This is a genomic window from Streptomyces sp. NBC_01314, assembly GCF_041435215.1.
Taxonomy (GTDB): Bacteria; Actinomycetota; Actinomycetes; order Streptomycetales; family Streptomycetaceae; genus Streptomyces.
In genome coordinates, this window is the sequence record NZ_CP108394.1 from 8,702,718 (window position 1) to 8,721,837 (window position 19,120).

17 protein-coding genes and 1 riboswitch are annotated in these 19,120 nt (G+C 71.5%); of the genes, 8 read left to right on the forward strand and 9 right to left on the reverse strand.

All coding sequences use genetic code 11. From position 1 onward, the window contains the following. Positions 1-33: 33 nt before the first annotated feature. The 5 genes from OG622_RS38250 to OG622_RS38270 all read right to left on the reverse strand — a co-directional run bounded on the left by OG622_RS38250 (position 34) and on the right by OG622_RS38270 (position 6,664). The gene (locus OG622_RS38250) at positions 34-1,407 is read right to left on the reverse strand and encodes a cobyrinate a,c-diamide synthase (RefSeq protein ID WP_371581199.1); all 1,374 of its coding nucleotides are present in this window, start codon (positions 1,405-1,407) and stop codon (positions 34-36) included. 4 nt (positions 1,408-1,411) lie between these two features. After that, the gene (cobO, locus tag OG622_RS38255) at positions 1,412-2,011 is read right to left on the reverse strand and encodes a cob(I)yrinic acid a,c-diamide adenosyltransferase (protein ID WP_371581200.1); all 600 of its coding nucleotides are present in this window, start codon (positions 2,009-2,011) and stop codon (positions 1,412-1,414) included. Then, the gene (locus tag OG622_RS38260) at positions 2,012-4,093 is read right to left on the reverse strand and encodes a putative cobaltochelatase (RefSeq protein ID WP_371581201.1); all 2,082 of its coding nucleotides are present in this window, start codon (positions 4,091-4,093) and stop codon (positions 2,012-2,014) included. It abuts the gene before it with no gap. 76 nt (positions 4,094-4,169) lie between these two features. Then, complete coding sequence (locus OG622_RS38265) at positions 4,170-5,696, reverse strand: cobyric acid synthase (protein WP_371581202.1); 1,527 nt, start codon at positions 5,694-5,696, stop codon at positions 4,170-4,172. Next, positions 5,693-6,664 carry a cobalamin biosynthesis protein gene (locus OG622_RS38270; RefSeq protein ID WP_371581203.1) on the reverse strand — a complete coding sequence of 324 codons (972 nt, stop codon included), beginning with the start codon at positions 6,662-6,664 and terminating at the stop codon, positions 5,693-5,695. The genes OG622_RS38265 and OG622_RS38270 overlap by 4 nt, the downstream gene beginning before the upstream one ends. A gap of 108 nt (positions 6,665-6,772) precedes the next feature. Beyond that, positions 6,773-6,915: riboswitch (cobalamin riboswitch) on the reverse strand. A gap of 235 nt (positions 6,916-7,150) precedes the next feature. Between OG622_RS38270 and OG622_RS38275 the strand changes: the two genes are divergently transcribed. Together OG622_RS38275 and OG622_RS38280 are read left to right on the forward strand one after the other, a co-directional pair. Then, complete coding sequence (locus OG622_RS38275) at positions 7,151-7,357, forward strand: DUF397 domain-containing protein (protein ID WP_371581204.1); 207 nt, start codon at positions 7,151-7,153, stop codon at positions 7,355-7,357. A gap of 96 nt (positions 7,358-7,453) precedes the next feature. Beyond that, positions 7,454-7,699: a hypothetical protein gene (locus OG622_RS38280; RefSeq protein WP_371581205.1), complete on the forward strand. Its 246-nt coding sequence runs from the start codon at positions 7,454-7,456 to the stop codon at positions 7,697-7,699. 460 nt (positions 7,700-8,159) lie between these two features. Here OG622_RS38280 and OG622_RS38285 read toward each other — a convergent pair whose 3' ends face one another. The 3 genes from OG622_RS38285 to OG622_RS38295 form a co-directional block, all read right to left on the reverse strand. After that, positions 8,160-9,017: a helix-turn-helix domain-containing protein gene (locus tag OG622_RS38285; protein ID WP_371581206.1), complete on the reverse strand. Its 858-nt coding sequence runs from the start codon at positions 9,015-9,017 to the stop codon at positions 8,160-8,162. 243 nt (positions 9,018-9,260) lie between these two features. Continuing rightward, entirely contained in the window at positions 9,261-9,482 is a 222-nt protein-coding gene (locus OG622_RS38290) for a hypothetical protein (protein WP_046709667.1), read from the reverse strand. Between the two features lie 29 nt (positions 9,483-9,511). Continuing rightward, the gene (locus tag OG622_RS38295) at positions 9,512-10,774 is read right to left on the reverse strand and encodes an anion permease (protein ID WP_371581207.1); all 1,263 of its coding nucleotides are present in this window, start codon (positions 10,772-10,774) and stop codon (positions 9,512-9,514) included. A gap of 488 nt (positions 10,775-11,262) precedes the next feature. Here OG622_RS38295 and OG622_RS38300 point away from each other — a divergent pair, with 488 nt between their 5' ends. The 3 genes from OG622_RS38300 (at position 11,263) to OG622_RS38310 (ending at position 15,172) form a co-directional block, all read left to right on the forward strand. Further along, positions 11,263-11,994 carry a class II aldolase/adducin family protein gene (locus OG622_RS38300; protein WP_371581208.1) on the forward strand — a complete coding sequence of 244 codons (732 nt, stop codon included), beginning with the start codon at positions 11,263-11,265 and terminating at the stop codon, positions 11,992-11,994. Between the two features lie 427 nt (positions 11,995-12,421). Beyond that, positions 12,422-13,549, forward strand: a complete 1,128-nt coding sequence (locus tag OG622_RS38305) for an alpha/beta hydrolase family protein (protein WP_371581209.1) — start codon at positions 12,422-12,424, stop codon at positions 13,547-13,549. Positions 13,550-13,774: 225 nt separating this feature from the next. Next, positions 13,775-15,172: a hypothetical protein gene (locus tag OG622_RS38310; RefSeq protein ID WP_371581210.1), complete on the forward strand. Its 1,398-nt coding sequence runs from the start codon at positions 13,775-13,777 to the stop codon at positions 15,170-15,172. 57 nt (positions 15,173-15,229) lie between these two features. Here the strand turns inward: OG622_RS38310 and OG622_RS38315 are convergent, their stop codons facing one another. Beyond that, the gene (locus OG622_RS38315) at positions 15,230-15,643 is read right to left on the reverse strand and encodes a VOC family protein (protein WP_371584352.1); all 414 of its coding nucleotides are present in this window, start codon (positions 15,641-15,643) and stop codon (positions 15,230-15,232) included. 354 nt (positions 15,644-15,997) lie between these two features. Here OG622_RS38315 and OG622_RS38320 point away from each other — a divergent pair, with 354 nt between their 5' ends. The 3 genes from OG622_RS38320 to OG622_RS38330 all read left to right on the forward strand — a co-directional run bounded on the left by OG622_RS38320 (position 15,998) and on the right by OG622_RS38330 (position 19,082). Beyond that, entirely contained in the window at positions 15,998-17,596 is a 1,599-nt protein-coding gene (locus tag OG622_RS38320; protein ID WP_371581211.1) for an ABC-F family ATP-binding cassette domain-containing protein, read from the forward strand. A 348-nt stretch (positions 17,597-17,944) separates the two neighbouring features. Further along, on the forward strand, positions 17,945-18,166 hold the full coding sequence (locus OG622_RS38325) for a helix-turn-helix domain-containing protein (RefSeq protein WP_266702971.1): 222 nt from the start codon (positions 17,945-17,947) through the stop codon (positions 18,164-18,166). A gap of 124 nt (positions 18,167-18,290) precedes the next feature. Next, entirely contained in the window at positions 18,291-19,082 is a 792-nt protein-coding gene (locus OG622_RS38330; RefSeq protein WP_371581212.1) for an enoyl-CoA hydratase/isomerase family protein, read from the forward strand. Positions 19,083-19,120 lie beyond the last annotated feature (38 nt).

The following is a 19,120-nucleotide window of genomic DNA, read 5'->3' on the forward strand; positions in this document are numbered from 1 at the left end:
CGAAGCCGACCGGGGCTCCGACCGGGCCGCCGCTCATGAGGTCCGGCATCTCTCCACGAACCGCCGGGCGACACCGGGCTCGGCCGCCCAGTGCGTGTGCAGATAACTCGCGTGCACCCCTTGCTGCACGAACCCCTCGACCCGCGGCCGTGGGCTGCGTACCCCCCAGGCGGGAGCCGGTCCGGCCCCCGGCTCGACGACCGTCCGGTGGAATTCGTGCGCCCGCATCCGGGTCCCGGCCGGCGCGAGCACGCTGTCGCCGACGGCCACGGCGTCCCGGTATCCGAGGGTCAGCCGCTCATCCATCCGTGCCGTCGCGTCGAGCACCCCGCACATGGGCCGCCCGTCCAGCTCCCGGCACAGGTAGAGCAGTCCGGCGCACTCGGCGGCCACCGGAGCCCCGCCGAACGCCAGCTCGGCGACCGCCTTCCGCAGCGGCTCGTTGGCGGACAGTTCGGCGGCGTACATCTCGGGGAACCCGCCGCCGATCACCAACCCGCCTGTTCCGTCAGGCAGTTGCTCGTCGCGCAGGGGGTCGAAGACGACGACCTCGGCGCCGGCGGCGGTCAGCAGCTCGGCGTGCTCGGCATAGGAGAAGGTGAACGCGGGCCCACCGGCCACGGCGACCACCTCCCGCCTGTCCGTGGGGTCGGCGACGGGCGGCTCCCACGCCGTACCCGACAGCGCCCCCGCGCTGCGGGCGAGCGCGACGAGCGCCTCCAGATCGCACCCCGCCCGTACCTGCGCGGCCATCGCCGCCACGGCCTCCACCGCCGCGCGTCGTCGCTCGGCGACCGGTACCAGTCCCAGATGCCGGGACGGCGTGTCCACCTGAGGGGCTCGCCGCAGCACCCCCAGCACGGGCACACCGGTCGACTCCAGGGCGTCCCGCAGCAACTCCTCGTGCCGGTCGGAGGCGACCTTGTTGAGGATCACGCCCCCCATCCACACCTCGGGGTCCCAGGAGGCGAAGCCGTGCACCAGCGCCGCCACCGACCGTGACTGCGACGAGGCGTCCACGACCAGCACCACCGGCGCCCGCAGCAGCTTCGCCACATGCGCGGTGGACGCCAACTCCCCCTGGCCCGAAGCCCCGTCGTACATCCCCATCACACCCTCGACGACGGCTATGTCGCACCCGCGCGCCCCGTGCGCGAAGAGCGGCGCGACCAGATCCGGTCCGCACAGATACGCGTCGAGGTTCCGCCCCACCCGCCCGCTCGCGAGCGCGTGATAGCCGGGGTCGATGTAGTCCGGCCCCACCTTGTGCGGGGACACGGCGAGCCCCCGCTCGGTGAGCGCGGCCATCAGCCCCGTGGCGACGGTGGTCTTGCCGCTGCGCGAGGAGGGCGCGCCGATGACCAGCCGGGGGACGGAGGGCAGGGGAGTGGAAAGGGAGGAGGTCACGACGTCACCACTCGATGCCCCGCTGGCCCTTCTGGCCCGCGTCCATGGGGTGCTTGACCTTCGACATGTCGGTCACGAGGTCCGCGAAGTCGACGAGCTTCTCCGGCGCGTTCCGCCCGGTGATCACGACATGCTGGGTTCCCGGCCGGTCCCGCAGCACCTCGATGACCTCGTCGGTGTCGATCCACCCCCAGTGCAGGGGGTACGCGAACTCGTCCAGCACATACAGCTTGTACGTCTCGGCCGCCAGGTCCCGCTTGACCTGCTCCCAGCCCTCCCGGGCCTTGTCCTCGTTGTCCATCTGCCCGTCGCGCTGCACCCACGACCAGCCCTCGCCCATCTTGTGCCAGTCGACGGACCCGCCCTCACCGGACGCCCCGAGCACCCGCAGCGCGTTCTCCTCGCCGACCTTCCACTTCGCCGACTTGACGAACTGGAACACCCCGATCGGCCACCCCTGGTTCCAGGCGCGCAGCGCGAGCCCGAACGCGGCGGTGGACTTGCCCTTGCCCACGCCCGTGTGCACGAACACCAGCGGACGATTCCGGCGCTGACGAGTCGTCAGTCCGTCGTCGGGTACGACACTCGGCTGTCCTTGCGGCATCTACGCGGCCCTCCTCGAAGTTCCCTGCGGTCCTTGCGTTCCGTGCGTCCCGTGCGTTCCCTGCACATCCCGAACCAGCCCGGCGATGGAGTCCGCGCGCAGCTCGTCCAACGTCACCGCCGTACCGCCCAGTTCACCAGCGAGCTGCCCGGCGAGCCCCAGCCGGACATGGCCCGACTCGCAGTCGACGACCACGGAGGCGGTGCCCTCGGCCGCGAACAGCCGCGCCGCCCGCCCGGCGAGCGCGACGGGCTCCGGCCCGCCGGTCGCCCGGCCGTCGGTCACCACCACGACCAGCGGCCGACGCGCGGGGTCCCGCAACCGCTCCACCCGCAGCACGTCGTGCGCCTTGAGCAGCCCGGCGGCGAGCGGCGTCCGTCCACCCGTCGGCAGCGACTCCAGCCGGGTCGCCGCCGCGTCCACGGACGAGGTCGGCGGCAGCGCCACCTCGGCGGCCGACCCCCGGAAGGTCACCAGACCCACCTTGTCCCGCCGCTGATAGGCGTCGAGGAGCAGCGACAGCACAGCGCCCTTCACGGCACTCATGCGCTGCCGCGCGGCCATCGACCCGGAGGCGTCGACCACGAACAGCACGAGGTTCCCCTCGCGCCCCTCCCGGGTCGCCTGCCGCAGATCGTCCCGGCGGACGACCAGCCCCGGCCCGGACCGGCCACGCGTCCGCTGATGCGGCGCGGCGGCCCGCACGGTCGCCGCCAGATGCAGCTTGGTCAGCGTGCCGCGAGGCCGACGCGCCCCGGTCGTGCGCCCGTGCTCGGTCCGCGCCCGCGAACGCCGCCCGGTAGCGCCCTCCCCGAGCCCCGGCACGCTCAACACCTTCGTACGAAAGGGCTCGGCGGCCCGTACGGCGGACTGCTCCCCGGCGGCCGGAGCCTGCGCCGGCACGCCCTCCCCGCTCTCGGACCGAGCCCCACTGTCGCCGCCCTGCGGCCCGTCGGGCTCGGAGGAGGGCGGCTGCCCACCGCCACCGGGCCCGTCAGGATCGGGATCGGGGTCTTCGTCCTTCGGGTCCTTCGGGTCCTCTGGGTCCTTTGGGTCTGCCGAGTCCGCCGGTGGCTCCGCGAACTCCTCCAGCGTCTCGTCGAGCCTGTCCTCGTCGAGGCCGGGCGCGTCGAACGGATTCCGCCGCCGCCGGTGCGGCAGCGCGAGCAGCGCCGCCTGCCGCACATCCTCCGCGAGCACCTCGGTCCGCCCGGCCCACGCGGCCAGCGCGGTCGCCGTCCGGGCCATCACGATGTCGGCCCGCATCCCGTCCACCTCGAAGGCCGCACAGGTCGCCGCGATCTGCCGCAGCACCCCGTCGCCCAGCACCACGGACGGCAACAACTCCCGTGCGGCGACGACCCGTTGCCGTACGTCGGTCTCCTCGTCCGCCCAACGGGTCACGAAAGCCGCCGGGTCGTCGTCATAGGCGAGCCGCCGCCGTACGACCTCCACCCGCTGGTCCGGCTCCCGCGAGGCCACGACCTCGACGGTCAGCCCGAACCGGTCGAGCAACTGCGGCCGCAGCTCACCCTCTTCGGGGTTCATGGTCCCGACGAGCAGAAACCGCGCGGCATGCCGTACGGAGACACCCTCGCGCTCCACGTACGAGGCGCCCATCGCGGCCGCGTCGAGCAGCAGGTCGACGAGGTGGTCGTGGAGCAGGTTGACCTCGTCGACGTAGAGGATCCCCCGGTGCGCGTCCGCGAGCAGCCCCGGCTCGAACGCCTTCACGCCCTCGGACAGCGCCCGCTCGATGTCGAGCGCGCCGACGAGCCGGTCCTCGGAGGCGCCGACGGGCAGCTCGACCATGCGCGACGGCCGCGTCTCGAACGCCGGCTCGTGCGGCCCGTCCGGACACGCGGGGTCCGGCTTCGCGGGATCGCACGAGAACCGGCAGCCGACGACGACCTCCACCTCCGGCAGCAGCGCCGCGAGCGCCCGCACGGCGGTGCTCTTCGCGGTCCCCTTCTCACCGCGCACCAGCACACCGCCGACCGCCGGCGACACCGCGTTCAGCAGCAGCGCCAGCCGCAGGTCGTCCTGGCCGACGACGGCCGTGAACGGAAACGGAACACTCACTTTGCGTCGCCCTCCAAGTCACCCTCCGGCCACGGGCGGTTGACCCGCGGCCGGTCGTTCAACAGCGAGCCTGTGCTCATCCGGACGCTCCCGGTACTCCCGGTGCTCCCGGCGGCACGAAAGGCAGTCCCGCCGGCGCGCCCGACTCGATGAGCCGCCACAGCGCGTCCGTGTCCGCGTGTTCCTCGATCAGGTCGCCGAGCCGGTCCAGCTGCTCCTCGCGCAGCGCGGCGAACGACGTGTCGGCGGCCGGCACGAAACGGCGCCCCGAGGCGGCCGCCACCTCACGCAGAAAGGCCCGCCGGAACCCGTCCGACTCCAACGACCCGTGCCAGTGCGTGCCCCAGGTCTGCCCGACCCGGCATCCGTCCAGGAAGGGAACCCCGCCCAGGACCTCGGCGACCCCGTGATGGATCTCGTATCCCTCGACCGGCTCCCCGAGGGCCTCCCCGACGGGCCGTGTGAGCGTCTTCCCGGGAGCGAAGCGCACGCGCACGGGCAGTATCCCGAGCCCGTCCACATGCCCCCGCCGGCTCTCGACCTCGTCCTCGATGTGCTCGCCGAGCACCTGGAACCCCCCGCAGATGCCGAGCACCGGCCGCCCTTCCGCGGCCCTGCGCACCAGGGCGTCGGCGAGCCCGCGTTCCCGCAGCCAGTCCAACGCCCGCACCGTCCCCCGGGTCCCCGGAACGACGACGAGGTCGGCGTCGGCCAGCTCCTCGGCCCGGTCCACGAACCGCACGACGACACCGGGTTCGGCGGCGAGCGCGTCCACGTCGGTGAAGTTGGACATCAGCGGCACCGCGCACACGGCGATCCGCAGCACGTCCGCCCCGACGGGCGGCGCGACGTTCGACTCCCGGACCGTCCCCCGCAGCGAGATCCGCAGCCCGTCCTCCTCGTCGATCCCGAGCCCGTGCCGGAACGGCAGCACGCCGTACGTCCGCCGCCCGGTGAGCCCGTGCAGCATGTCGAGCCCCGGCTCCAGCAGGGAGACGTCCCCCCGGAACTTGTTGACGAGGAACCCGGCGACGAGCGCCTGGTCCTCGGGCGAGAGCAGCGCGACGGTCCCGAAGAACGACGCGAAGACCCCACCGCGGTCGATGTCGCCGACGACGAGCACGGGAAGCCCGGCGTTCCGGGCGATCCCCATGTTGACGATGTCGGTCCTCCGGAGATTGATCTCGGCGGGGGAACCGGCCCCCTCACAGATCACCGCGTCATACGTGCCCCGCAACTCGGCGAGACACTCCAACACGGTCCCGAGCAGCCGCTGTTGCCGCCCCCCGTGGTACCCGCGCGCACTCATCTCCCCCACGGGCTTGCCCAGCAGCACCACCTGGCTGCTCCGCTCACCCCCGGGCTTCAGCAGAACGGGGTTCATGAGGGCACTGGGCTCCACCCGACAGGCCTGCGCCTGCATGGCCTGAGCCCGCCCGATCTCGGCGCCTTCCTTCGTCACGAAGGAGTTGAGCGACATGTTCTGCGCCTTGAAGGGCGCGACCTTGACCCCCTGCCGCACGAGCCACCGACAGATCCCGGCGGTGACGACACTCTTCCCGGCGTCGGAGGTGGTCCCGGCGACCAGTAGTCCGCCACTCATCCCTGACTCCTCAACCGCCGCGCCGGGCGCCTCGAAACCCGCCCTCGCAGCACCGCCCCACCCGCACTGACCCCCAACGCCAGCCAACTCACCCGCCGGGACAACCGAACAGCCCGCTCGATGTCCGCCACGGCGACAGCCCGCCCCTCCCCATTCAGCACCGGCCGATGCTCAACCCGCCCCCCGTACGACAACGTGCCCCCCAACCGCACTCCGAGCGCCCCCGCGAACGACGCCTCCACCGGCCCCGCGTTGGGACTCGGATGCTTCCCCGCATCGGCACGCCAGGCTCGAACGGCACCCCGGGCATCCCCGCCCGCGGCCGCGGCCAGCACCGCGGTCAGCCGGGCCCCCGGCCACCCCGCCACATCGTCCAGCCGCGCGGAGGCCCACCCGTACCGCCGATAACGCTCCGACCGGTGCCCGACCATGGCGTCCAACGTGTTGACGGCCCGAAACCCGACCAGCCCGGGCACCCCACCGACGGCCCCCCACACGAGCGCCCCCACCACCGCGTCGGACGTGTTCTCGGCGACGGACTCCACGACGGCCCGCGCGATCCCGGCCGGGTCGAGCGACTGAGGATCCCGCCCGCACAGATGCGGCAACCGCGCACGAGCACCCTCGAGATCCCCGGACTCCAGGTACCGCCCCACGGCCCGGGCCTCCCGCCCGAGCGAGGTCCCCCCGACGACGGCCCAGGTGGCAGCGGCGGTCAACGCGACGGAGGCCGCACGCGACGGCCGCACCGCGGACGCGGCAGCCGCCCCCAACGCCACGGCGCCACCCGCGCACACCGCCGTGTGCAGCGCGCCCCACCCCCGGTGGTCCCGCCACAGCACCCGTTCCACGGCACCGGCGGCCCGCCCGAACGCGGCGACCGGATGGCCCCGGCGAGGATCACCGAGCAGCAGATCACCGAGGAGTCCGGCGGCGGCGCCGTACGCGAAGACGCGGTCGGCACACACCCGTTCAGCCGATCACGGGGTCGGGCAGGGACCGGGCACCGAGGCCCGACGAGCAGCCGCACATGGCGCACATGGCGAAATGTCCTCACTCAGGGTGTCCACGCCCTGGTTCGACGAGACCGACGGCGAGAGTTCCTGGCTCCCGGGAGGTTCTTCCCCGGTGACAGTGGCGGGACCGCGCCGGACTCGCACCGGCTTCCTCTCCTACCGTCGTACATGGCCCCGGCAGTCCACCACGCCCCCGGAAGACCCGTCAACTTGCTGTTGACCTGCGGTGCAGCGGTGTGCTGAGCCCCACATCGCCGAAATATCGCCAGACGCCCGAATCGGCTCTTTCCACGCTCTTCCCCGATGCCCAAGCTGGGAACACTTGAGGGAACGGCAGTACGAAAGCTGAGCGCCGACGAGCGGCATCGGGACACGGCGCTCGGGTCGCCGCGGTGAGGACGCCGTGTCGGCGCGCTGACTGGTGAGGTGGAGGTCGGTGTGGTCGGCAGGGATTCGCCGGAGCGGTTGTGGCGCAGGAGCAGTTACTCCAGCACGCAGGGTGAGTGCGTCGAGGTGCTGCCCGAGCGGGGGCGCGTACTGTTGCGCGACTCGAACTGGAGCCAGAACTCTGTGCTCACCTTCCGCTACACGGCGTGGTGTGGTTTTCTGGCTGGACTTGTGGACCCGGGGACGGGCGACTCGTGACGGGTCACCCGGGGGACGGGAGGTGCACACATGGAAGATCGGCCCAGGAAGACGGTCTCGTCGCGCACGGGATATCAGCGCGCGCGCGGAACGTGGGTGACGGCGGCAGCGCCACTGGCACTCTTCTGCTCGGTCATGGGGGTGCTGGCAGTCGGTGCGGGCGCACTGGTGGCGTTCCTCGTCCCAGGAGGTGAAGTGCGCGGTCTGGTCTGGCTGGTGGTGACCGTTCTCGTCGCCGCCGGTGCCGGCCTCTGGTGGGGTCTCACTCCGGTCGCTGAGCGGCTCCGGGTCCTGAACCGGGCTCTCGCGGCGGCACAGCCCCGGAGGCCGGAGCGCCACTGACGCCGGTGCGGTGGCGCAGTGCTCTGCCCAGCCATGCCCCGAGCGCTGTGACCAGGGCTGCTCCCACGGCGCCGATCACAGCCGTGGCCAACGGTGTTGAGGCTCCGAGCGGAGCGCCCGGGGCGACCCGAGTGGCCACGGAGATGCTGAACAGCAGAGCGCTGCCGCATGTCGTGCCCAACAGCAGCCGTACCGACGGCAGGCGAATCTGTCCGGCGACCCGGGCGCTTTCGACCCGAATGAGGGCGTCGGTCCACTCGGGTTGCTGCATGGGGTAGGGCTTGAGGGTGCAGTCGTCGAGTGCGGCGGACTCCTGTCGGCCCGCCGTCTCGTCGGGATCTCTCGCCGTGCTGTCCGGTGGAACGGCGGGGGCTGAGCCCAACCCCCGCCACCACGCCCGTATTCCGAAGACCGCCATGAGGCCTCCCCCCGTTTCTCTGCCCGGGTGTCCCGCCCGGGGTCAGTCGTTGCTGAGACTCTCCTTGATCGCGTCGAGCGCCCCGACCATCCGGTCGCCGCGGTACGCGATGGAGCTGATGTCCTCGAAGCACTCCTGGTAGCGCGCTGTGAGGCCCAGGTCGTCACGGCTCGACAGGCCCCCCGTGGGACCTTCGATGTACAGCAGGTCGTCGTCGTCCTTGAACTCCAGCAGGATGAACGGCGCGGCGATGCCGTAGTGGGCTCCGGCGGAGAACGGCAGTAGCTGGAGGCTTGTGCGGGAGTGCTCCACCATCGTCCTGAGGTGGTCCAGTTGCCGCCGCATCACCGCCGGACCGCCGATTTCGCGCCGCACGGCCGCCTCGTCCAGAACGATGTTCATCGTGGGGCCGTTCTCGCTTTCGAAGAAGCGCTCCTGCCGGGTGATACGCAACTCAACCTGCTGGCGCACCTGGGACTCCGGTGCCTGGGCGGACAGCAGCGCGGTGGCGTAGTCCTCGGTCTGCACGAGGCCGGGAAGGATGATGGGGTTGTACATGCGAATGCTGTTCGCCGCGCCCTCGTAGCCGAGGTACTGGGCGTACTGCGGAGACACCAGCTCGCTGTACTGCGCCCACCAGGACTGGCCCTTCGAACCCCGGGCCGCGTTCTCCAGCTCGGTCACGCGTTCGGCATCCGTGACTTCGTACATCTGTAGGAGTGCGCGCAGGTCGGTGACGCCGAGGCTCACGGTGCCGGCCTCGATCCTGATCAGCTTGGAGAGTGACCACTCCAGGTGTTGCGCCGCGTCCCGCTGGGTCAGCCCGGCGTTCTCACGCGCCTTGCGCAGCTCGATGCGAAGCCTGCGTCGATTCAGGCTCGGATCGATGTCCCTGGCCATGGTGCTCCCTGCCACATGTCGTACCCGACTCGTCAGACCGCCACCTTCGAACAGTAACTCCCCAATAGAGTAGGTGAGTTAGCTGTCATCGGCTAGCGGCCGTCATTATGACATGTGTCGATTCGAAAACTTCGCCAAGGCATCCTCAATGCAAACAAAACCCCCGAAAGCGTCATGAACGCTCTCGGGGGTTGATTCTGCAGTTGTCACTACGGCCCCGTGGGGGCCGTGGGATTTCCGGTCTCAGGTCATGATCAGGGAAATTCCGTACGCCACTGCCGCCGCGCACAGCGCGAAGCACACGTACGCCCCAGTGGTCGCCGCCGCCACCGAGTCGCCCCGGGTCGACGCCTGCTCCCGCTTGGAGAGACCGACGATGCCCAGGGTGAAGAGGCCGACGAGGGCCACGGTGACCACGAGGCTGACTCCGAAGACGGAGCCGAGAGCTGCCCAGTCGATGTGCATGGTGGTGATTCCTCAGGGAGTCGTGGGGCTCAGACGGCGGGCGTCGGCGTGGACGAGCCCGCCGGGGCCGTGGTCTCGGCGGCGACCGTGGCCGCGGGGGCCGGGATGGTCGCCGTGAGATCCTCGGCCACGGTGCCGACCGGCGGTGGAGTCACGGCGGCCATCGCCGTCGTCACCACGCCGGGCGGCTCCTCGGTGTCGTTCACATTGGTGTGGTCGATCACCTCACGGCGCGAGACCACCCAGATCGCGGCGCTGGAGGCGACGAGGAAGACCGCGACGACGGCCGTGCCCCAGGTGCCGAAGGACGTCACCCACTCGGCGAGCGCGGCGACCAGCGCGGCGGCCGGCAGGGTCAGACCCCAGGCGATGAACATCCGGGTCGCGGTGGACCAGCGGACCACCCCGCCCTTGCGGCCGAGCCCCGCGCCCATCACCGCACCGGAGACCGAGTGCGTGGTGGAGAGCGAGAAGCCGAGGTGCGAGGAGGCCAGGATGACCGTGGCCGCGCTGGTCTGGGCGGCGAAGCCCTGCTGCGGCTGGAGGTCGGTCAGGCCCTTGCCCATCGTGCGGATGATGCGCCATCCGCCCAGGTAGGTGCCGAGTGCGATGGCCGTACCGGCGGAGAAGATGACCCACACCGGCGGGTCGGAGTCGGGTGCGAGGGTGCCGCCGGCGACCAGGGCGAGGGTGATGATGCCCATCGTCTTCTGGGCGTCGTTCGTGCCGTGGGCCAGCGAGACCAGGCCGGCGGAGGCGATCTGGCCGGCGCGGTAGCCCTTGCCGGAGGCCTTCTCGCTCGTGTGCTCACCGAGTCTGTACGTCAGCCGGGTGGCGAGCATCGCCGCGAGACCGGCGACCAGCGGGGCGGCGACGGCGGGGATCAGCACCTTGGTGACGAGAACGTCGCCGTGCACCGCGCCCACACCGACCGAGGCGATGGTGGCGCCGATCAGGCCGCCCATCAGGGCGTGCGAGGAGCTGGAGGGGAGTCCGACGAGCCAGGTCAGCAGGTTCCAGAGGATGGCGCCGACGAGCGCCGCGAATATGACCTCTGGCTGTATGCCGGACTCGTCGACGAGTCCCTTGGAGATGGTGTTGGCGACCTCGATGGAAAGGAACGCGCCGACAAGGTTGAGCACGGCGGACATGGCTACCGCGACCTTGGGCTTCATGGCGCCTGTCGAGATGGTGGTGGCCATCGCGTTGGCGGTGTCGTGGAAACCGTTCGTAAAATCGAACGCAAGCGCGGTGATGACCACGATCGCGAGGATCAGCGAGAAGTTTTCCATTTACCCGAGCTTCTTTCGGACGTCATTGGCATAAGGACCGTAGGCAACCTGGGTGAACGGAAGATGAACTGGGGCGGGCGTACGGGTGTAGTGAATGAGATGTCGCCGCTCCGCTTGTGCGGAGCCGGACGCGTCGGGCTTGACGTCTGGCGGCCTGACGTTCGAACTGAGACGGAACGTCGAGGTCCGCTACCCGCTACCCCGCTGGCCCTTGGCGAACTTCTTCAGCCGGCTTGTCGTACGGGTTGTACTCGATTTGTACTCGATGTCGACGGCCGGCGGCAGCGTCGACCGTCCGAGCGTCGGCCGCCGCCATTGTTCACGAAGCGGGCGGCCCGGGCCTTGCCGGACGACTCGGTTCGGCGATCACCGGCCAATCGTCAACGCCGGTCGATATAGGCCTATATGGGCTCTTCCGGAGGTCTTCGTCCGGCCTGCCGTGCCCCCGCCCGGGAGCCGTCGGGGGATCCGCCTGGCAGGATCACGGCATGGCTGAGCAGTGGCGCGACACCCGGGACGAGCGGGGCACGGGTGAGGACGCACAGAACTCGCGGGACATGGGGCGGCGGGGTGTGCCGGACGACGTGGCGCGCGCGTGGGACGAGCTCGTCGCGGCGGCCCGCCGGACGGTGGCCGACGGTCTGGTCGTCGGCACCTCCGGCAACGTGTCCGTACGCGTCGGGGACACCGTCCTGGTCACACCGACGGGAGTGCCGTACGACCGTCTGACGTCGGACGACGTCACGGGTGTCGACCTCTCCGGCCGGCAGGTCCTCGGCGCGCTTCGCCCGACGAGTGAGCTCCCCATGCACCTGGCGATCCATACCACCACCGAGGCCCGCGCCGTCGTCCACACCCACGCCGTCCACGCGACGGCCGTCTCCACCCTCGTGAGCGAGCTGCCGCTGATCCACTACATGTCCGCGGCCCTCGGCGGACCCGTCCGAGTCGCCCCCTACGCGACCTACGGCACCCCCGAGTTGGCCGAGAACATGCTCCGCGCTCTGACGGGGCGCACCGCTTGTCTCCTCCAGAACCACGGCACGATCACCTACGGGGACACCCTCTCCGAGGCCTACGACCGCACGACCCAACTCGAATGGATGTGCCAGGTCTGGCTGAAGGCCTCCTCCGTGCCCGGCCTCACCCCCCATCTACTCACCCGCGAACAGGTGAACAGGACGGGGCAACGACTCAAGGACTACGGCCAACCGCAATAGCCCTCAGGCCGCCCCGCACCCTTCCGGCCCGCCCCGCAGCCTCCACGCCCGTTCCACCCTCAGGCCGCCCCGCACCCCTGTGGTTTGCCCCGCACCCTTCCGGCCCGCTCCACCCTCCGGCCGCCCCCACTGTCCGTCGGCCTCATTCTTCTGCCGGTCCCTACTCTCCGCCGCGACGGCGCGGAGCCGAATCGTGCCTGTCCGGCGGTGCCGCTCCCACGCGTGCCCCTTTGGCCACCAGGGCTCCGGGCTCGTCACCCCGATTGCCCCACCCATGCGGTCCCACTCACGCGGCTCCACTCACGCGGCTCCACTCACGCGGCTCCACTCACGCGGCTCCGCCCACGCGGCTCCGCCCACGCCGCCCCGGTCACCCTCGTACGCACGCCCACTGGCCCATGTCGCGGTCCGCCAGGACACTGGATCCGTGCGTGGAGTCAGAGCGGCAGCCTCGGCCCTCGGGGTCGCGTTCGCCGCCGGCGCGGCCAGTGTCGCCGCGGGCCGGCTGGCGAGCGACGTCGCGCTGAAGGCGCCGCCGGGCGAACCACTGCCCACGGAACCCCGACTGACCGTGCACTCAACCGCCGCCGGCCGCATCGCGCTGACCCGCGCCTTCGCCTCCCGGCGCCCCGGCACCTACGGCCTCACCGGCAACGGCTCCCACGCGGTCGTCGGCAACGTCCTGGACGCCGCCCCGCACGCTCCCGACGCCGTCGTACGCCGCCTGGAGCGCGTCACCCAAGGCACCCTGGAGCCGGGCGACAAGGTATGGCTCACCCCCGACCTCCATATCGGCGACCCGCGGACCGCGCTCGGCCTCGACCACGACGACGTCGAGGTCCCCGGCGAACTCGGCGTCCTGCCCGCCTGGTTCGTGCCCGCCGCCCGCGACACCTGGGTGATCGCCGTGCACGGGCTCGGCGCCACCCGCGAACACACCATGAACGTCATGGAGTCCCTGCACCGCCACCAGTTCCCGGTCCTCGCCCTCGCCTACCGCGGCGACTCGGGCGCACCCCGCTCCCTGGACGGCCTGAACCACCTCGGCGAGACCGAGTGGCGCGACGTGGACGCCGCCATCAGGTACGCCGTCCGGTACGGCGCCGAGCGGGTCGTCCTGCACGGCTGGTCCACCGGCGCCACCATGGCCCTGCGCGCCGCCACGCACTCCGCGCTGCGCGACCGCGTCGCCGGACTCGTCCTGGACTCACCGGTCCTCGACTGGGCCGCCACCCTGCGCGCCCTGGCGGCCGCCCGCCGCACCCCCAACGCCCTGCTGCCCCTCGCGGTCCGCGCCGCCCAGGGCCGCACGGGACTGCGCGCCGCCACCCTCGGCCAGGGCGTCGCCCCACCGGGGCTCAGGGCGCCGACCCTGCTCTTCCACGGCCCGGACGACGCCGTCGCCCCCTGGGGGCCCTCCCGCCGTCTCGCCGCCCTCCACCCCGACCGGGTCACCCTCCGCACCGTCCGCCACGCCCCGCACGGCGCCATGTGGAACGCCGACCCCAAGGCCTACGAAGAGGCCCTCCGCCGCTTCCTCACACCACTGATGTAGGCAGCCGCCTGCCGTCGGCGGTCGAGCGGCCGACCCCTCGGCACCCGGATGGAAGGGTGCCGAGAAACCGCCCGCCAAGGAGAGGTGCGCCACATTCCGTTTAGGCTGTGCCGAGGCGATCCCCCTCGGTGTCGAGCCCCTGGGGAACCCGTGCGTTGGCCACTCCTGTCGCCCGCTGTGACATTCCGTTTGGGTTTTCGGACCGTCAACCGGAAGACTGCCCCCGTGACGTCCCGTAACCCGCGCGACTCCAGGCTCCGACTCGTCGGCCCGCGAACCCTGGCCGCCGCTCCCCGAGCGGCAGTGACCCAGCGCCGCCGACCGGCTCCCCGGCCCCCGGAGGGCACACCGCCGCCCGTGGAACTCGCCCGCATGGCCCGCGCCGTCCTGGCGGACGCGGCCCGCGTCGCCCACTGGGCCGATGCCGCCCTGCGTCCCGGCCGCGACGGCGCGAGCCCCGACGGCAAGGGCACCCTCTCCGTCGCGTCCGCCGAACGGGCCGCCGACCACCTGGGACTGACCCCGGATCAGGTCCGCCACGACTGGGACACGGCACGGCTGGCCGGACTCGTCGAGGTGCACGGCGACAGCGCGCGCCCCGGCTGGCGGCTGCGCGCCTGGAACCGCGACGACAGCGCCGTACTGCGCGGCTGGGTCGCGTTCTTCGACGCCTGGTCCATCGCCTACCCCGAGCCCGAGGACCGAGAGCCCGCGGCGGTCGCCGAGGTCGTCTCGGCCATGCCCCAGGTGCTTTCCTTCCTCCAGCTCTCCGCCGGGCCCGTCCCCGTCGAGCAGCTCCTCGACCTCCTCGAACAGCGGGTCACCGAACTGCGCACCGAGCGCTGCGAAGTCCCCTACGGCCCGCAGGCCGGGCCGAGCCCGGAGCCCAGCGCCGAGGACACCCCGCTCGCCCCCCTGCTCGACTGGTCCCTGCGGGCCCTCGCCTCCGTCGGCGCCCTCACCTACGGCGACGCCCAGGCCACCCTCACCCCGCTCGGCAGCTGGGCGGTCTGGGTCAAGCTGGAGCAGATCTGCGTCGCCGCGCAGAGCCCCGCCGGGAACATCGAGGTCTCCGCCGAGGACATGCTCCGAGGCTGCGCCCAGCTCCGCCCGAACGCGGCCCGCGCCGAGTACCGTGCCTGGCTCGCCGCCCGCCCCGTCGGCGGCGCCGTCACCGAGCTCATCGACGCCGCCCGCGGCGAGGACGCCCTCATCCGGGGCCTCGCCTTCGAGGCCCTGCGCGTCGTCGGCGCCCCCGCCGAGCCCGACGTCCGCGCGGTCGCCGACGAGACCCCGCTGCGCCCCTACGCCCTGCTCTGGCTCGCCGTGCACGACGGCGCCGACCCCGAGGACGCCCACGAGGTCCTCACCCGCGAGGAGGCCACCTGGCTCTGGGTGGACACCGCCGCCGCCGTCGCCGACCACGGCGAGGCCCCCCTCCTCGTACGGCATCTGGAGTCCGCGATGCAGCCCACGGTTCCCGCGCTGCTCGCCGAGGTCCGCGCGGTCGGCCATCCCCGCACCGTCCAGGTCCTGGTCGCCCTCGCCGCCGCCCACCCCGACCCCGCCCTCGCCAAGGCCGTCCGCCGCGCCGCCTTCCAGGTGCACACCGGAGGCAGCTGACCGGCAGACGGGGCCGACCGGCGCCGGGCCACGCGGAACAGGCCGGTCGCGTGGGCGTCAGCCGCCTGTCTCGGGGGCGTACGTGCCGAAGCTCCACACATTGCCCTCGGCGTCCCGGGCCATGTAGTCCCGCGAGCCGTAGTCCTGGTCCGTCGGGGGCGTCAGGATCTCCACGCCGTGCTCCACGGCCCGCCGGTGGTGGGCGTCCACGTCGTCCACCACGATGTACACCCCGGTGGGCCCGGCGCCCTTCATCGCGCCGTCGAAGACGCTGCCGCTGCCCTTCGAGCCGACCATCACCGCGCCGTTGCCCTGCGTCAGCTCGGCGTGCTGCACCACCCCGTCCTCACCCTCGTACACCGAGAGCTCGGTGAAGCCCAACGCCTCCGTGAGCTGTCTGATGGCGGCCTTGGCGTCCGCGTACAGCAGCGTCGGATAGACGCTCGGACGCCCGTCACTCCTGCCCGTCATACCGATCACGACCTCTCCGTCGTCCGGAATACGACCCGCTGCTCAGTTTTGCACCCACCACTGACAACGCACCCTGCCGAACGAACGAACGAACGAACGAACGGAGGGGCGGTCGGACGAAACGGAAGGTTGGGCGGGCGGTCGGGCGGCCGAACACACTGTCCGACTCGCGGTCCGCGAAGAGCCGGTGTCCGGCGCTTCGGTGACCGATGCCACGTGATCCCTTGTCATAGGGGCGGAAAACCGCTTGCTGCCCCCAGTTAGAATTGGCCCATGGCCATTCTCCTCGCGCATTAGACGGCGGGAACGCCTCAGCCGCCCACCCGTCTCCCCGATCCGCCCTGGAGTCTGTCCGTGATCTCCGCCTCCGCCGTCGAGCTGCGCGCCGGTGCCCGCGTCCTCATCGAGTCCGCCACCTTCCGTGTCGCCAAGGGCGACCGCATCGGTCTGGTCGGCCGCAACGGCGCCGGCAAGACCACCCTCACCAAGTGCCTGGCCGGCGAGGGCATCCCGGCAGGCGGCACCATCACCCGCTCCGGCGAGGTCGGATATCTCCCTCAGGACCCCCGCACCGGCGACCTCGACGTCCTCGCCCGCGACCGCGTCCTGTCCGCGCGCGGCCTCGACGTACTGATCCGCAAGATGCGCGAGAACGAGCAGCGCATCGCCAACGGACAGGGCAGCACCCGCGAGAAGGCGCTGAGGCAGTACGAGCGCCAGGAGACGGAGTTCCTCACCAAGGGCGGGTACTCCGCCGAGGCCGAGGCCGCCACCATCGCCGCCGCGCTCAACCTGCCCGACCGGGTGCTCGGCCAGCCGCTGCACACCCTCTCCGGTGGTCAGCGCCGCCGTATCGAGCTGGCCCGGATCCTCTTCTCCGACGCCGACACCCTGCTCCTCGACGAGCCGACGAACCACCTCGACGCCGACTCGATCATCTGGCTGCGGGACTACCTCAAGACCTACCGCGGCGGCTTCATCGTCATCTCCCACGACGTCGACCTGGTCGAGACGGTCGTCAACAAGGTGTTCTACCTGGACGCCAACCGCGCCGAGATCGATGTCTACAACATGGGCTGGAAGCTCTACCAGCAGCAGCGCGAGGCCGACGAGAAGCGCCGCAAGCGTGAGCGGCAGAACGCCGAGAAGAAGGCCGCGGCGCTGCACTCGCAGGCCGACAAGATGCGCGCCAAGGCCACCAAGACGGTCGCCGCGCAGAACATGGCCAAGCGGGCCGACCGGCTGCTCGCCGGCCTGGACGCGGTACGGGTCTCCGACAAGGTCGCCAAGCTGCGCTTCCCGGAGCCCGCGCCCTGCGGCAAGACCCCGCTCACCGCGGAGGGACTGTCGAAGTCGTACGGCTCGCTGGAGATCTTCACCGACGTCGACCTGGCCATCGACAAGGGTTCCAGGGTCGTCATCCTCGGCCTCAACGGCGCCGGCAAGACCACCCTCCTCCGCCTCCTCGGCGGCGCCGAGAAGCCCGACACCGGCGAGGTCATCGAGGGCCACGGCCTCAAGCTCGGCTACTACGCGCAGGAGCACGAGACCCTCGACCCCGAGCGCACCGTCCTGGAGAACATGCGCTCCGCCGCCCCCGACCTGGACCTCGTCGAGGTCCGCAAGACGCTCGGCTCGTTCCTGTTCTCGGGCGACGACGTCGACAAGCCGGCCAGCGTCCTCTCCGGCGGCGAGAAGACCCGCCTGGCGCTCGCGACGCTGGTGGTCTCGTCGGCGAACGTCCTCCTCCTCGACGAGCCGACGAACAACCTCGACCCCGCCAGCCGTGAGGAGATCCTCGGCGCGCTGCGCACCTACAAGGGCGCGGTCGTCCTCGTCACCCACGACGAGGGCGCGGTCGAGGCGCTCCAGCCGGAGCGGATCATCCTGCTGCCGGACGGCGTCGAGGACCTGTGGGGCGCGGACTACGCGGATCTCGTCGCGCTCGCCTGAGCGAATGGCCGATCGAATGGGTTGATCAACTGCGTCTGGATCATTCGGCCCATCCGTGATCCATCATCTGTGTGAGATCTCCTCGTACCGAGGTGTGTCCTACACCGATTTCCCGGCCGAGTCCTTCCGTGTGAAGGGCTCGGCCGCCGTGCGTCTCTGACCAGGCACTTCACGGAACAACCCGTTCGGGCGTACGGACGCCTCTGGGCGGAATCACAGGTTCCACTCGTGGGTACGCGCTCCTGTCGTCAAAACCTTGTCCCACGGACCTTGCCGAATGGGTGGCCATCGCGCGCCGGAGGGGTGATCATGAGGAGACCAGAGCGCACTTCCCATGAGGAGGACCGGGTGGCCGAGACTCTGAAGAAGGGCAGCCGGGTTACCGGCGTCGCGCGCGACAAGCTCGCGGCAGACCTGAAGAAGAAGTACGACTCCGGTGCGAGCATTCGGGCGCTGGCCGAGGAAACCGGCCGCTCGTATGGCTTCGTACACCGGATGCTCAGCGAGTCGGGCGTCACGCTCCGAGGGCGTGGCGGCGCGACACGGGGCAAGAAGGCCGCCTCGGCCTGACGCCGGGCGGCCCATCGGCTTCGATGGTGGCCACCCGGTCGGTCGGCTGATCGACCGGGTGGTTACTGTGCAGTCACTTAGCATGCTCCATCGCTCTGCTGACCGCACTCATCGGAGGCGCCCCATGGCTTCACTCGAACCACTGCTCGACCAGGACGGCGTACGGCTCACCGTCGACGACGCGATCGCCACGGTGACGCTGACCAATCCGGCCAAGCGCAACGCGCAGAGCCCCGCTCTGTGGCGGGCGCTCACCGAGGCCGGGCGGTTGGTGCCGGGCTCCGTCCGTGTGGTCGTGCTGCGTGCCGAGGGCACATCGTTCTCCGCCGGCCTCAACCGGCAGATGTTCACGCCCGAAGGCATCGAGGGGGAGCCGTCGTTCATCGATCTCGCGCGCCGTGACGACGCCGGGCTCGACTCGACCATCGCCGAATACCAGGAGGCGTTCACCTGGTGGCGGCGCAACGACATCGTGTCCATCGCCGCCGTGCAGGGACATGCCGTCGGTGCGGGCTTCCAGCTTGCCCTTGCCTGTGATCTGCGCGTCGTCGCCGACGACGTGCAGTTCGCCATGCTCGAAACCAGCCTCGGGCTCGTCCCCGACCTCGCGGGGACCCATCCGCTGGTGAGCCTCGTCGGGTATGCCCGCGCGCTGGAGATCTGCCTCACCGGGCGCTTCGTCCAGGCGGACGAGGCGCAGCGGGTCGGGCTCGCGAACCTCGCGGTGCCCGGTGACCAGCTCGACGACACGGTGCGGGATCTGGCCGCTGCGCTGGTGTCCGCGCCGCGGGACGCGGTGGTCGAGACGAAGGCGTTGCTGCGCGGGGCGCAGGGGCGTTCGTACGACGAACAGCGGGCGGCGGAGAGGGCCGCGCAGGCGCGCCGCCTGCGGGACCTCGCGGGGGTCGCGGAGTAGTCGGCGCGGCGGACGCCGGGTGGGCGCAGCGGTCCGCG